The sequence below is a fragment of the Zhengella mangrovi genome (genome assembly GCF_002727065.1).
Taxonomy (GTDB): domain Bacteria; phylum Pseudomonadota; class Alphaproteobacteria; order Rhizobiales; family Rhizobiaceae; genus Zhengella; species Zhengella mangrovi.
The window spans coordinates 107,633-120,528 of the sequence record NZ_PDVP01000016.1 but is presented as its reverse complement, the minus strand read 5'-3'; the positions used below and the strand labels follow the sequence as shown (position 1 = coordinate 120,528).

The 12,896-nt window shown below is 65.9% G+C and carries 13 protein-coding genes and 1 tRNA gene; 6 read left to right on the top strand and 8 right to left on the bottom strand.

All coding sequences use genetic code 11. The features are described from left to right. Positions 1-1,098: NAD(P)-dependent oxidoreductase (locus CSC94_RS19920; RefSeq protein ID WP_099308138.1), on the top strand; the 1,098-nt coding region annotated here is incomplete at its 5' end. Positions 1,099-1,219: 121 nt separating this feature from the next. Here CSC94_RS19920 and CSC94_RS19915 read toward each other — a convergent pair. Both CSC94_RS19915 and CSC94_RS19910 read right to left on the bottom strand, forming a co-directional pair. Continuing rightward, positions 1,220-1,918 carry an MFS transporter gene (locus CSC94_RS19915; RefSeq protein WP_099308126.1) on the bottom strand — a complete coding sequence of 233 codons (699 nt, stop codon included), beginning with the start codon at positions 1,916-1,918 and terminating at the stop codon, positions 1,220-1,222. Positions 1,919-2,036: 118 nt separating this feature from the next. Then, positions 2,037-2,939 carry a DMT family transporter gene (locus CSC94_RS19910; RefSeq protein ID WP_099308125.1) on the bottom strand — a complete coding sequence of 301 codons (903 nt, stop codon included), beginning with the start codon at positions 2,937-2,939 and terminating at the stop codon, positions 2,037-2,039. 190 nt (positions 2,940-3,129) lie between these two features. Between CSC94_RS19910 and CSC94_RS19905 the strand changes: the two genes are divergently transcribed. Together CSC94_RS19905 and CSC94_RS19900 are read left to right on the top strand one after the other, a co-directional pair. Next, positions 3,130-4,422: an adenylosuccinate synthase gene (locus CSC94_RS19905; protein ID WP_099308124.1), complete on the top strand. Its 1,293-nt coding sequence runs from the start codon at positions 3,130-3,132 to the stop codon at positions 4,420-4,422. Positions 4,423-4,600: 178 nt separating this feature from the next. Further along, positions 4,601-6,364, top strand: coding sequence for a hypothetical protein (locus CSC94_RS19900; protein ID WP_099308123.1), 1,764 nt, complete (start codon positions 4,601-4,603; stop codon positions 6,362-6,364). 180 nt (positions 6,365-6,544) lie between these two features. On the opposite strand, the gene rpoH is transcribed toward CSC94_RS19900, so the two are convergent. Then, positions 6,545-7,438, bottom strand: coding sequence for an RNA polymerase sigma factor RpoH (rpoH, locus tag CSC94_RS19895; protein ID WP_099308122.1), 894 nt, complete (start codon positions 7,436-7,438; stop codon positions 6,545-6,547). A 168-nt stretch (positions 7,439-7,606) separates the two neighbouring features. Next, positions 7,607-8,608 (bottom strand): RluA family pseudouridine synthase, encoded by a 1,002-nt coding sequence (locus tag CSC94_RS19890; protein ID WP_245408425.1) that lies wholly within the window; start codon positions 8,606-8,608, stop codon positions 7,607-7,609. A 118-nt stretch (positions 8,609-8,726) separates the two neighbouring features. On the opposite strand from CSC94_RS19890, the gene CSC94_RS19885 reads away from it, so the two are divergent. The 3 genes from CSC94_RS19885 to CSC94_RS24690 all read left to right on the top strand — a co-directional run bounded on the left by CSC94_RS19885 (position 8,727) and on the right by CSC94_RS24690 (position 9,624). Beyond that, on the top strand, positions 8,727-9,128 hold the full coding sequence (locus CSC94_RS19885; protein ID WP_165784515.1) for a fimbrial protein: 402 nt from the start codon (positions 8,727-8,729) through the stop codon (positions 9,126-9,128). Between the two features lie 102 nt (positions 9,129-9,230). Then, positions 9,231-9,305, top strand: a tRNA-Glu gene (locus CSC94_RS19880). A gap of 175 nt (positions 9,306-9,480) precedes the next feature. Further along, positions 9,481-9,624 (top strand): hypothetical protein, encoded by a 144-nt coding sequence (locus CSC94_RS24690; protein ID WP_165784520.1) that lies wholly within the window; start codon positions 9,481-9,483, stop codon positions 9,622-9,624. 97 nt (positions 9,625-9,721) lie between these two features. Here CSC94_RS24690 and CSC94_RS19875 read toward each other — a convergent pair whose 3' ends face one another. Genes CSC94_RS19875 through CSC94_RS19860 form a run of 4 tightly spaced genes read right to left on the bottom strand, consistent with a single transcriptional unit; the run spans position 9,722 to position 12,893 of the window. Next, positions 9,722-10,432, bottom strand: a complete 711-nt coding sequence (locus tag CSC94_RS19875; RefSeq protein ID WP_099308119.1) for an aspartate/glutamate racemase family protein — start codon at positions 10,430-10,432, stop codon at positions 9,722-9,724. A gap of 14 nt (positions 10,433-10,446) precedes the next feature. Continuing rightward, positions 10,447-11,169, bottom strand: coding sequence for an ABC transporter ATP-binding protein (locus tag CSC94_RS19870; protein WP_099308118.1), 723 nt, complete (start codon positions 11,167-11,169; stop codon positions 10,447-10,449). A gap of 3 nt (positions 11,170-11,172) precedes the next feature. Then, entirely contained in the window at positions 11,173-11,952 is a 780-nt protein-coding gene (locus CSC94_RS19865; protein ID WP_099308117.1) for an ABC transporter ATP-binding protein, read from the bottom strand. Then, positions 11,949-12,893, bottom strand: coding sequence for a branched-chain amino acid ABC transporter permease (locus tag CSC94_RS19860; RefSeq protein WP_099308116.1), 945 nt, complete (start codon positions 12,891-12,893; stop codon positions 11,949-11,951). Before CSC94_RS19860 ends, CSC94_RS19865 begins: the two co-directional genes overlap by 4 nt. Positions 12,894-12,896 lie beyond the last annotated feature (3 nt).

Genomic DNA, 12,896 nt, shown 5'->3' with positions numbered 1-12,896 from the left:
AAGATGCACGTCATCGCCTTCGACCCGTTCCTGTCGCCGGAGCGGGCGGTGGAGATGGGCGTGGAGAAGGTGGAACTGGACGACCTGTTCGCGCGCGCCGACTTCATCACGCTGCACACTCCGCTGACGGACAAGACGCGCGGCATCGTCGACGCGCAGGCCTTCGCGAAGATGAAGGACGGGGTGCGGATCATCAACTGCGCGCGCGGCGGCCTGGTGGTGGAGGCCGATCTCGTGGCGGCGCTGAAGAGCGGCAAGGTGGCGGGCGCGGGCATCGACGTGTTCGAGGAGGAGCCGGCGACGGAGAACGCGCTGTTCCACATGGAAAACGTGGTGTGCACACCGCATCTCGGCGCGTCGACCACGGAAGCGCAGGAGAACGTGGCGCTGCAGGTGGCCGAGCAGATGTCGGACTACCTGGTCAACGGCGCCGTCACCAATGCCATCAACATGCCGTCGATCTCGGCGGACGAAGCGCCGAAGCTGAAGCCCTTCGTCAAGCTGGCCGACGTGCTGGGCGCCTTCGTCGGCCAGGTCACGGACGAGCCGATCAAGTCGGTGGAAATCCTCTATGACGGTTCGACGGCCAAGATGAACACCAAGGCGCTGACCTCCGCGGCGCTGGCGGGCCTGATCCGCTCGCAGGTGTCGGACGTCAACATGGTGTCGGCGCCGATCATGGTGAAGGAGCGCGGCATCACCCTGTCGGAAACAAAGCGCGACAAGTCGGGCGTGTTCGACGGCTATATCAAGCTGACGGTGAAGATGGCCGACAAGACGCGCGAAGTGGCCGGCACGGTGTTCTCCGACGGAAAGCCGCGCTTCATCCAGATCAAGGGCATCAACCTGGATGCCGAGATCGGCCGCTACATGATCTACACGACCAACAACGACGTGCCGGGCATCATCGGCCTGCTGGGGACGACCATGGGCAAGGCGGGCGTCAACATCGCCAACTTCTCGCTCGGCCGCAACCGGCCGGGAGGTGATGCCATCGCGCTGCTCTACGTGGACGAACCGGTGAAGGAAGACGTGCTGGCGGAGCTGCGCGCCTCCAAGCTGATCACCCAGGCCAAGCCGCTGGTGTTCGACGTCTGAGGCGGCCGTTTCCAGCGAACAGAGGAAAGGCGGCTCCGTGAGGGGCCGCCTTTTTTCATGGCGCGAACAGCCGGGTGCGCTCCGGAGGGTGTGCGACCGGCAGGCGGCCCGATCTTCGCGCCTAGCCCCGCTCGATACGCCAGCGGAATTCGTTGCCCGGGTAGCCCTCGACCTCTCTCCAGGGGCCGTAGTCCGCAGACGCCTTCGGATCGCGCGGCAAGCCGAGATCCACGGTGATGCGGTTGTCGTGATCTGGGGCGCGCCAGAGCTGGAAGGTGCGGCCCGTCACGCGCCAGCGGATCTGGACCACCATGCGCAGGACCGTCCGGTCGCCCTCGTCGCGGGCGCGCGGCTCGTCCCACCAGTCGCTCAGGATCCAGTTCATGTGGGACGACCGCATCATCTGGCGGAACACGCGGTCGACCTGGTCATGGCGCACCTTGTCGGGGAGGCGCCACTCGAGATGGACCAGCGGTTCCTTGCCCGGCTCGTAGGGGTCGCCATCGGTCATCTCCTGGACCAGGAACCAGCCGCCCACGGCCACCAGGCAGACCGCGGCAAGGCCATAGCCGAGGCCGAGCACGATCCGTTTGCCGGATTCGCGGATGATCTTCCAGGCCAGCCAGACGCCGCCCAGGGCGCCAGCGACAGCGCCGAGGGGTGCAATTCCCGCCGCCCCCATGGCGAGGCCGCCGTTCATGTTGGACGAGCCGGTCAGCATCCCCAGCAGGATGACGCCATAGAAGGCCATGAGCGCGCCGCCGGCCGCGCCGAGAATGGCGACCTCCAGGAAGACCACGATTTTGGCGACGAGATGCATGGATCCGAGAATACCGGAGAAACCGCGCAGTGTCAGGCTCGCGTTGCCTCCGATGGCGGCAGGGCGATCGCAGCGATCCCGCGCCGTCCTGCCGCGGGGCCGCCGGAGGCCGCTGGTCCTATTGTGTTGCCGCTGCCGCCTTCTTCCGCCCGGCCATCTCCGCCATGGCGATGCCGCCCATGACGAGCGTGAAGGCCAGTGCCTGGTATCCATGGAAGGGTTCACCGAGCAGAAGGATGGACAGCAGCGTGCCGAAGACCGGCACCATGTTGATGAACAGGCCGGCGCGGTTGGCACCGATCAGCTCGTTGCCCTTCAGGTAAAGCGTCTGGCTGAGCAGGGAGGGAAAGATGCCGGTGTAGAGCACGACAGCCATGCCCTGCAGGTCGGGCCAGAGGAACTGGCCGGCCGTCCATTCCCAGCCGACATAGGGAAGGCTGGCGAGAAGGGCGGCGAAGCCCAGCGTCATCATCCAGCTTTTCCAGTGCAGTTGCGGGCGGAAGCGCAGCATGACCGTGTAGACGGCATAGATCAGGCAGGCTGTCAGGTTCAGTGCGTCGCCGACGTTGAGGTCGAGCGTGGACAGGCGGGCAAGATCGCCGTTGGTCGCGACGACGGCGATGCCCAAAAGCGAGGCGAGGACCCCGGCCAGTTGCAGCCAGGCGATGCCGACCCGGAACAGCACGAAATTGATGAGGAAGATGAGGATCGGCATGGCCGCCTGCTCGATCGACATGTTGACGATCGAGGTGAACCCGGCCGCGGTGTAGATGGCCATGTTGAAGCCGGCAAAGCCCACGGCGCCATAGGCGAACAGCGCCGGCCAGTGCCTGCGGATGATGGGCCAGTCGCGCGCCAGCTCCCGGCGCGCGAACCACCCAAGCAGCGCAAGGGCGACCACCCAGCGCAGCATGGTGAGCACGCCCGGCGACACGTGGCCGACACCGAAGCGGGCGGCGACATTGTTGCCGCCCCAGAACAGGGCGGCACCCAGGAGGACAAGATAGGCTTGGCGGGTCATAGGGAAGTCCGGGAATCCGACAGGAACCCTGCCATATAGGGCAGGGAACGGGCGGGCAAGACCGCACCGGACCGCCGGAACCGCTGGAAATCCGCAAATCGGGGGTCGCAATCGGCCTTGCGCATCGGTATAGAAGCGCGGGTTTTCTCTTGAGAATGCGCCGGCGCATCCGGCGCGGAAGGACAGGCACATGGCCAATGTTGTGGTCGTCGGCTCCCAGTGGGGCGATGAGGGCAAGGGCAAGATCGTCGACTGGCTGTCGGAGCGGGCCGACGTGGTGGTGCGTTTCCAGGGCGGGCACAATGCCGGCCACACGCTGGTCATCGACGGTGTCAGCTACAAGCTGTCGCTGCTGCCGTCCGGCGTCGTGCGCGGCAAGCTGTCGGTGGTCGGGAACGGCGTGGTGTTCGATCCGCATGCCTTCGTCAAGGAAGTGGCGCGGCTGAAGGAACAGGGCGTCTCGGTGACGCCGGACATTCTCAGGATCGCCGAGAACACGCCGCTGATCCTTTCCGTGCATGGCGAGCTTGACCGGCTGCGCGAGGAAAAGGCGGCCAAGGGCACCAAGATCGGCACGACCGGGCGCGGCATCGGCCCGGCCTACGAGGACAAGGTGGGCCGGCGCGCCATCCGCGTGATGGACCTTGCCAATCCGGACACGCTGCCGGCAAAGATCGACCGGCTGCTCGCCCATCACAACCCGCTGCGGCGCGGTCTCGGCGTGGAGGAGGTCGACCCGGTCCGCCTGCTGGGCGAACTCATGGAGATCGCCGACGAGGTCCTGCCGTACATGGATTCGGTCTGGCGGGTGCTGGACGCCAAGCGCCGCGCGGGCGAGCGCATCCTGTTCGAGGGCGCGCAGGGCACGCTGCTGGATGTCGACCATGGCACCTATCCCTTCGTCACCTCGTCCAACGTCGTGGCCGGGCAGGCAGCGGCGGGCTCCGGCGTCGGGCCGGGGGCGATCGATTACGTGCTCGGCATCACCAAGGCCTACACGACGCGGGTGGGCGAGGGGCCCTTCCCGACCGAACAGGACAATGACGTCGGCCAGTTCCTGGGCGAGCGCGGCCACGAATTCGGCACGGTGACGGGGCGCAAGCGGCGCTGCGGCTGGTTCGACGCGGTCCTCGTGCGCCAGTCCATCGCGGTCAACGGCATCAACGGCATCGCGCTCACGAAGCTCGACGTGCTCGACGGACTGGACGAGATCAAGGTCTGCACCGGCTACATGCTGGATGGCGAACTGATCGACTACCTGCCGGCGAGCCAGGGCGCGCAGGCCCGCGTCGAGCCGATCTACGAGACGCTGGAAGGCTGGAAGGACACGACAGCAGGCGCTCGCAGCTGGGCCGACCTGCCCGCCCAGGCCGTCAAGTATGTGCGCCATATCGAGGAGCTGATCGGGGCGCCGGTGGCGCTGCTGTCGACCAGCCCGGAGCGCGAGGATACCATCCTGGTGACCGATCCGTTCCAGGATTGATCGCCGCGGACCGGCTGCGAAGCGAGGACCGCGTCCGAGTTGGTGCGGAAATCAACAGCTTAACTGGCGGTTGGGGTGTTCGTTGCTTCATTTTGGCCGTAAAAGCCGTTAACGTGACGCGTGCGCGTGGGTCTGCCCGCGCGCGTAACAGGTGTTGGCGAGGACGGGTAAGGCCTGCATGGCGGATATCGCAACGGTATTGAAGAAGACGATCGACGGATTGCCGACGAATACACCGGCCGTCCGGCAAAAGGTCTATGAGAAGGCGCGCGCGACCATTCGCGCGAAGCTGGATGCCCGCGACCCCCGCCCCTCGCAGTCGGCCATCGATGCCCAGATGGCCCAGGTCGACAAGGTGATCGCTGCCGTGGAGGGAGACTATTCCTTCCGTGACCAGATCGATTCCGTCTTCACGGAGGCTTCGACGGAGAAGCCGGCCGCGAGCGAGGCGCCGCCGGCCCCGGCCGTGACCACGGCCCCGCCGCCGCCTGCCGAGGAAGACCAGATCGCGTCTTCCGTTCCCGATGCTATGCCGGCCGCGCCGGTCGAGGCCGATGCCCAACCGGAACCGCAGGCGCCCGCAGCGGACGTGCCGGCGCCGGTCGATGAGGCGGAAACCGTATCAGCTGCAGCCGAACCAACCGCGGTGACGCCGGAACCGGTCCAGCCAAGCGCGCCTCCGGCCCCGCCAGTGCCTTCGCAGGCCGATGCGGTGGCAACGCCGCCTGCGCCTGCTCCCGTCACGGGACCGGAAACCGCGACGGCGCCTGCCGATGACGACATGGCCGGCGAAAGCCTGGCTGCAGACCTCGCCCGCCAGGCAGAGCGTGAAGGTGCCGTGTGGACCGCCAAGCCGGGCAGGGACGCCGCGGCGGCGTCCGGCGGGGATGCCTTTGACGCTCCCATCCCCGATCTTTCGCGGAAAAAGGCAGGCAGGGGCCGGTTCACCGGCTTGGCGATTGCCATCGTCGTTCTGCTGCTGCTCGGCGCAGGCGGCTATGCCGCCTGGCTGAACCAGGACGCTGTCATGGCCTTGCTGCCGACCGGCGGCGAAACCAAGGTGGCGGCGACCGCGCCCGAGGCGCCGGCGGCGCAACCGGCCAAGCCCGCGCCCGCACAGCCCGAGCAACCGGCCGCACCGCCGCCGCAAGGGCAGGCGAGCAAGCCCAAGTTCACCCAGCGGCTGCAGGCCGACGGCACGGAAACCGATCCGGGGCCGGCCGGTGGCAAGGCAACCCTTGGCGAGGGAACCAGCGTCGCGCAGGTCACCGAGCCGCCGGCCCGAGCGCCCGCGGCGAATGGCACACAGCCCGCAGCACCGGCCACCCCGCAGCCGGCACAGCCGCCGAAGCCGAACGCCAATGCGCAGCCGGCGGTGGCTGTCGGCCAGCGGGCGATCTTCTACGAGGAGCGCACCGCGGTCGAGCAGGGCACGGCCGACCAGGGCAATGTCGTCTGGAGCCAGGTGGAAGAATCGCCCGGTGGCGACAAGCCGGCCGAACCGGCGATCCGCGCCGACGTCTCGTTCCCGGACCGCGACCTGAACCTGCGGATCACCATCCGGCGCAATGGCGACGAGACCTTGCCGGCCAGCCACATCATCGAGCTCGTGTTCGTGACCCCGGACAATTTCCCGGGTGGCGTGATCGAGGACGTGCTGCGCATCACCTTCAAGGAAAACGAACAGTCGGCGGGTACGCCGCTGCTCGGCATTCCCGCCAAGATCGCGGACAATTTCTTCCTCGTGGCGCTGACGGACGGGCAGCAGGAGATTGCCGCCAACCTGCAGCTCATGCAGGGCCGGCCGTGGATCGATATCCCGGTCGTCTACCGCACCGGCCGCCGGGCCCTGATCACCATGGAGAAGGGGATCTCCGGCGAAAAGGTGTTCAACGAGGTGATCGGTGCCTGGACGAAGGGTGGCGATACCGCCGGGGGGTGATCGCTGCTTCCGGCGCCGTGGCCCGTCGCACCGTACCTTCGAACCAGGCCGCGTGTACGGTTGCGAAGTCCGGCACCCGTGCCGTTGATCCAAAGAAAATGAGCGGGCCAACCGACCCGCTCAGCCGTTTCACCTGATTGCCGCTTAGGATCACCCGGAGCAGCCATGGCCTCCAAGCTGTCAGGCCGGCAGCGTGGCGCGGACCTGTTCCCGGGCAGCGGCCTTCACCGCGTCCTGGACCTTCTCGAAAGCGCGGACCTCGATCTGGCGGACCCGCTCACGCGAAATGCCGAACTCGCCTGACAGGTCTTCCAGCGTGATCGGGTCTTCCGACAGGCGGCGCGCCTCGAAGATGCGGCGTTCGCGCTCGTTGAGGACGTCGAGGGCCTTGCCGAGCATGGCGCGGCGGTTTTCCAGTTCGTCCTGCTCGATGAGCATGGTTTCCTGGTCGTCATTCTCGTCGACGAGCCAGTCCTGCCATTCGCCGCTCTCCCCCTCGGTCGCGCGGATCGGGGAGTTGAGCGAGGCGTCGCCGGACAGGCGGCGGTTCATCGACACGACTTCCTCTTCCGACACGTTGAGCCGGGTGGCGATTTCCTTGATCTGGTCGGGCTTGAGGTCGCCTTCCTCCAGCGCCTGGATCTTGCCCTTGACCTTGCGCAGGTTGAAGAACAGGCGCTTCTGGTTCGCTGTCGTGCCCATCTTCACCAGCGACCAGGAGCGCAGGATGTATTCCTGGATGGCGGCCTTGATCCACCACATGGCGTAGGTTGCCAGGCGGAATCCGCGCTCCGGTTCGAATTTCTTGACCGCCTGCATGAGGCCGACGTTGCCCTCGGAGATCACCTCTCCGATCGGCAGGCCGTAGCCGCGGTAACCCATCGCGATCTTGGCGACGAGGCGCAGGTGGCTGGTGACGAGCTTGTGGGCCGCTTCGGTGTCGCCATATTCCTGGTAGCGCTTGGCGAGCATGTATTCCTGCTGCGGCTGCAGCATGGGGAAGCGGCGAATTTCCTCGAGATAGCGCGTCAGGCCACCCTCGCCCGACACGATGCTTGGCAATGACTGGGCCATAGAGCACCCTCCAAATTCTTGTCCAGGTACCCCGTTTCCCGGGCATACCCAGAGGCGGCAACCGCCTGACTGGCGCGAAACCGCCTCTTTCAGCGTTTTCAATATAGGAATGAATGCGGCGATTTCACGTTTTTTTTCACCGCTGCAACCAGGGTCACCGTCTTGTGATCAGGCGCCGGAAAGCTTGCGCAAGGCATCGCGCAGCGCCTGCATGTCGGCCGGCGGCGGTGCTTCGAAGCGGAGCAGGTCGCCCGTTGCCGGATGGCGGAAGGCCAGCAGGTGGGCATGAAGGGCCTGGCGCGGGAAGGCGCGGACAATCGCGGCGACGTCTTCCGGAAGCCGGTTTGCCTTTGTGGAGAAGGCCTGGCCATAATCCCGGTCGCCGATGAGCGGATGGCCGATGTGGGCCATATGGACGCGGATCTGGTGGGTGCGGCCGGTTTCCAGCCGGCATTCGACCAGCGCGGCCTCCGCCGTGGCATCGGGGCGCAGGCCGTAGCGCTCCAGCGTGGTGAAATGGGTGACCGCGTGGCGGGCATCGGGATGGGTCTCGCGCACCACCGCGCGCCGGGTTCGGTCCTTGCCCGACCGGCCCAGCGGGGCGTCGATGGTGCCGGTCATGCGCTCCGGCATGCCCCAGACGATGGCCCAGTAGGCGCGCTCCAGGTCGCCGGTGCGGCCGTGGTCGGCGAAGGCCTCGGACAGGGCGCGGTGGGCCTGGTCGGTCTTGGCGACGACCATGACGCCGGAGGTATCCTTGTCGAGACGGTGGACGATGCCGGGGCGCCGGACGCCGCCGATGCCGGACAGGCTGTCGCCGCAATGGTGGATCAGGGCGTTGACCAGCGTTCCGTCCGGATTGCCCGCGCCGGGATGGACCACGAGGCCGGCGGGCTTGTTGATGACGATGAGCTGGTCGTCCTCGAACAGGATATCGAGGGCGATGGCCTGTGCCGCCGGTGCTGCGGGTTCCGGTTCCGGCAGGACGACGACGATCGTCTCGCCGCCGGCCAGCTTCGTCTTGGGTTCGGTGACCGCGCGCCCGTTCACCGAAACGGAGCCGCCCTTCACCAGCGCCTGGAGGCGGGCGCGCGAGAGTTCGGGGGCCAGTTCAGCGGCCAGCCACTGGTCGATCCGGCTGCCGGCGGCATCGGGGCCGGCCGTCAACAGCTTCCCCGGCGACCCGTGGTCCGTGTCCGCCACAGTGTCGCAGTCACCAGACGGTTCCGTTCGAGCGGAAAATGCTCTAACAGGGCGTTTGTCGGAGCCTGCATTTCCCGGAGACCTGATGGACATGAACGCACCCAATCCGCGTGACGCCTTTGACGAGGAGAAGCCGCTCGATCCTGCGGTGGAAAACGTCCGGCGCAAGATGATGCGCTTTTTCGCCATCAATATCGGCATCCTGATGCTGGCCCTTATGGCCGTGCTGGCGGCGATTGTCTACAAGTCGACGCGCGACGAGCCTGCCGATGCCACCGCGGTCAACTCGGCCGTGCCGGGCGAGGGGAGCGGTTTCTCGTCGTCGCCCATCGTCATCGGCGCCGACGAGACGATCGTTTCGCAGTCGCTCGACGGCGGCCGCATCTCGCTGCTGGTCCAGGCACCGGACGGACGGCAGACGCTGCTGATCGGCGACCTGGCGAGCGGGCGCATCGTGGCGCGGATCCCGGTGGAGAAGGCACGCTGAAGCTTCGCAGCGCCGGGCAGGGCCGGTGCCGGTATTTCGCCGCCGGCTGATGATTTTCCTTGCGTGTCCCCGTCAGCCGGCCTATATGCAGGCCGTTCAGGCGCTCCCATCGTCTAGCGGTCAGGACGCCGCCCTCTCACGGCGGAAACAGGGGTTCGATTCCCCTTGGGAGTACCAATTTCCCTAATTCAGCGCCCAAGCCCATGTCATCATTGGTTGCCAATGGTTCCTGGGGTTTTCTGGCCATTCACAGTTTGCGAAGGGTGCTTAAGCGCCCACTTGTGACCAGTTTCAAAACTGGTTTCCTCGAACAAAGAGGGCGGCTGGCGATACGAGAAAGCCGTGCCAAGGGATGGAGCTCATCTCGATCGCAGAGCACCCGGAAGCGATGGCTGCGCTTTCGATGGAAGCGAAGCCGCACGCGATGCTGGCCGATACATTCTTGAAGGTGCTTCCGATTTTCGCAGCCGCAGCAAGGCTGCCCAAGGGCAGCTGATCCCAAGTCATTCTGGAACTCGGACCTTTCAATGCCGCAGTTTTGATGCCGTCTACCGTTGCCAGAAACCGGTGACGACGGCCATTGCAACGCGCAATCAGGCGATCGCACTCCCGGGCTTGGCGATCGGCAGCGCATAGCCGCCTCGCTTGCTGGTCTTCAGACCGATGCGCGCAAGCGCTTCCGCCATGGAGACGGCCGCAGCAACGCCATCGATGACCGGGACCCCGTGCTGTGCCGACAGGTTGTGGGCAAGATCGGTCATGCCCGCGCAGCCGAGCACGATTGCCTCGGCGCGATCGGTTTCGATGGCCCGCGCGATCTCGTCGCTGATCTTCAGGCAGGCGTCGGAGCCTTCGCGTTCCAGGTCGAGAACGGGAACCTCCGAGGCGCGCACCTTCCCACACCGGCTGGCGAGGCCGTAGCGCACGAGATTGTGCTGGATCGCGGGGATGGACCGGGACAGGGTGGTGACGACCGAGAACGTGTTCGACAGCATGGCCGCCGCGTGGAAGGCGGCCTCGCCGATGCCAAGCACCGGTGCCTCGGTCATGCAGCGGACCGCGTCCAGGCCGGTGTCATCGAAACAGGCGATGACGATGGCGTCGGCATCGCGATGCCGGCCGACTGTCCTGATGAGTCCGGCAAGGCTCATGGCTTCATCGAAGTAGCCCTCGATGCTGGCCGGACCCTCGTCCGGATTGACCGCGAGAATCTCGGTACCCGGAGAGGCAGCGGCCTTTGCCGCGAGGCCGATCTTCCGGGTCATCGATGCGGTGGTGTTGGGATTGACGACGAGCATGCGCATGCGGGGATTTCCTGTCAGACTTCGCCGCCGAGGTAGGCGGCCTTGATGCGATCGTCGTTGATCAGTCCCCTCGATTCTCCCGACAGCGCCACCGAGCCGGTCGAAAGCGCGTAGGCACGGTTCGAGATGCTGAGCGCCATGCGGGAATTCTGTTCGACGAGGAGTACCGAGACGTTTTCATCGCGGTTGATGGCGACGATCGATCGGGCGATGTCCTGCACCAGCTTCGGCGCAATGCCGAGCGAGGGTTCGTCGAGCAGCAGCAGCTTCGGCTTGGCCATCAGTGCCCGCCCGATCACCATCATCTGCTGCTCGCCGCCGCTGAGCGTGCCGCCCATCTGCGAATAGCGTTCCTTCAGCCGCGGAAACCGGCCCAGCACCATCTCCAGCGTTCGGGCGATGTCCGCCTTGTCCGTCCGGGTGAAGGCACCCATCATCAGGTTGTCCCTGACCGACATGTGCGGGAAGACCCGCCGGCCCTCGGGCACCATGGCAATTCCCATTTTCACGATCTCGGCGGGATTGGTCCCGTCGATGCGCTGGCCCTGGTAATGGATCTCGCCGCTGCTGATGCGGCTCAGGCCGGTGATGGCGCGCAGGATCGACGACTTGCCCGCCCCGTTGGCGCCGATCAGGGCAACGGTTTCGCCTTCGCTCAGTTCGATGGAGACGCCCTTCAGCGCGTAGACGTGATCGTAATAGAGCTCGACATTGTCGAATTTCAGCATCTGACTCATGGCTCAAATCCCGATCGCGTCGTCTTCGCTGCCCAGGTAGGCTTCGATGACCTTTTCGTTCTGCTGGATTTCGGCCGGCGTGCCCTCGGCGATCTTCTGACCGAAGTTGATGACGACGATACGGTCCGAGATCTTCATCACCGCCGGCATGTCGTGCTCGACCAGCAGCACGGTCACGCCCCGGTCGCGAACCCCGCGCACGAGGTCGACCATGCGCATGGTCTCGTCATGATTCATGCCGGCGAAGGGTTCGTCGAGCAGCAGGACCGTCGGGTTCGTTGCCAGGCCGATTGCCATGCCGAGCGCCCGCAAGTGGCCCTGCGGCAGGTTCGATGCCATCTCGTTGGCAATCGGGGCGAGCCCCAGGAAACCGAGGATCTCGTCGGCCGATTTCGCGAAGGCGGCTTCGTCCTGCCTGGCTTGCGGCGATCCCAAGAAGTAGCCCCACAGATTGGCCCTGGAGCGCAGGTGGTGCGAGACGATCACGTTTTCACGCACGGTCATGCTGCGGAAGATCGTGGTCTCCTGGAAGGTCCGCACCACGCCCATCTGTGCCACCCTGTGCGGCGACAGGCCGGAGATGCGGCCGCCGCGAAACAGCACGTCCCCGCTGCTCGGTTTCAGGAACGACGCGATCAGCTTGAACAGCGTCGACTTGCCCGCGCCGTTCGGCCCGATCACGCAGAGGATTTCCTTCTCGTTCACGGTGAAGCTGACGTCGTTGACCGCGGTCAGCCCGCCGAACCTGCGCGTCAGGTTGCGGACCTCGAGGATCGGGCTCATTTGCGGCCTCCCTTCGCGGATGGCATACGGATGCTGAGCAGGCCGTTGGGCAGCACCAGCATCAGCAGGATCAGGAGGCTCGAGTAGATCAGCATCTGGAACTTGCCGGTCTGGAACAGCAGGTCCCAGCCGAAGTAGAGCACTAGCGTGCCCAGCATCGGTCCGAAGACATAGCCGAGCCCGCCAAGGAAGCAGTTCAGCATGAAGTTGACCGAGTCCGCGACCTGGAAGCTGGACGGGTAGATCGATTGCGAGATGGCCACGAACATTGCCCCGGCGATGCCGCCGAGGAAGGACGAGATCGAGTAGGCGATCACCCGCAGGTAGGTGATGTTGACACCGATCGACGAGGCCAGCTCCTCGTTCTGCTGCAGCGAGCGGCAGAGGTGCCCGACGCGCGAATTGACCAGCCGGTACATGGCGGCAAAAACGATGACCATCAGGATCGCCGCCACGTAGTAGAAGCCGAGCTTCGGGTTGGAGAAGCTGGCGATCCCGCTCGGCAAGGGTATGGAGGTGATGCCCTTCGCCCCGTTGGTGACCGGCAACGCCAGGGCGGTGAGCCGCGCGACCTCGGTCAGCACCAGGGTCACCATGGCGAAGTAGACGCCACGCAGGCGCAGGATCGGCAGCCCGATCACGACGCTGACGGCCGCGGTGAACAGGCCCGCCAGCGGCAGGGTCAGCCAGAAGGAAATCCCCAGCTTGGTGATGAGGATGGCCGAGAAATAGCCGCCGGCCAGCGCATAGGCACCCTGCCCGATGTTGATTCGGCCGATGTAGAACGTCAGCCACACGCCGGCGCTGGCAATGGACAGCAGGGCCACGGAGGTCAGCGTGTAGTAGAAGTCCCAGCGCCCCGTGACCTGGATGAACAGCGGCACCGCCACCAGGATGACGAGCAGGAAGACGGCGAGACCAAGGATCTGGTTGCGTGTCATGGC

Bases quoted from the DNA above. Each gene is read 5' to 3' on its own strand.
- CSC94_RS19885 (WP_165784515.1), top strand. From the start codon at position 8,727: ATGGACATGAACGCACCCAATCCGCGTGACGCCTTTGACGAGGAGAAG.
- CSC94_RS19915 (WP_099308126.1), bottom strand. From the start codon at position 1,918: ATGCATCTCGTCGCCAAAATCGTGGTCTTCCTGGAGGTCGCCATTCTC.
- rpoH (WP_099308122.1), bottom strand. From the start codon at position 7,438: ATGGCCCAGTCATTGCCAAGCATCGTGTCGGGCGAGGGTGGCCTGACG.
- CSC94_RS19870 (WP_099308118.1), bottom strand. From the start codon at position 11,169: ATGAGTCAGATGCTGAAATTCGACAATGTCGAGCTCTATTACGATCAC.
- CSC94_RS19910 (WP_099308125.1), bottom strand. From the start codon at position 2,939: ATGACCCGCCAAGCCTATCTTGTCCTCCTGGGTGCCGCCCTGTTCTGG.
- CSC94_RS19905 (WP_099308124.1), top strand. From the start codon at position 3,130: ATGGCCAATGTTGTGGTCGTCGGCTCCCAGTGGGGCGATGAGGGCAAG.
- CSC94_RS19865 (WP_099308117.1), bottom strand. From the start codon at position 11,952: ATGAGCCCGATCCTCGAGGTCCGCAACCTGACGCGCAGGTTCGGCGGG.
- CSC94_RS19860 (WP_099308116.1), bottom strand. From the start codon at position 12,893: ATGACACGCAACCAGATCCTTGGTCTCGCCGTCTTCCTGCTCGTCATC.
- CSC94_RS19875 (WP_099308119.1), bottom strand. From the start codon at position 10,432: ATGCGCATGCTCGTCGTCAATCCCAACACCACCGCATCGATGACCCGG.
- CSC94_RS19900 (WP_099308123.1), top strand. From the start codon at position 4,601: ATGGCGGATATCGCAACGGTATTGAAGAAGACGATCGACGGATTGCCG.
- CSC94_RS24690 (WP_165784520.1), top strand. From the start codon at position 9,481: ATGGAGCTCATCTCGATCGCAGAGCACCCGGAAGCGATGGCTGCGCTT.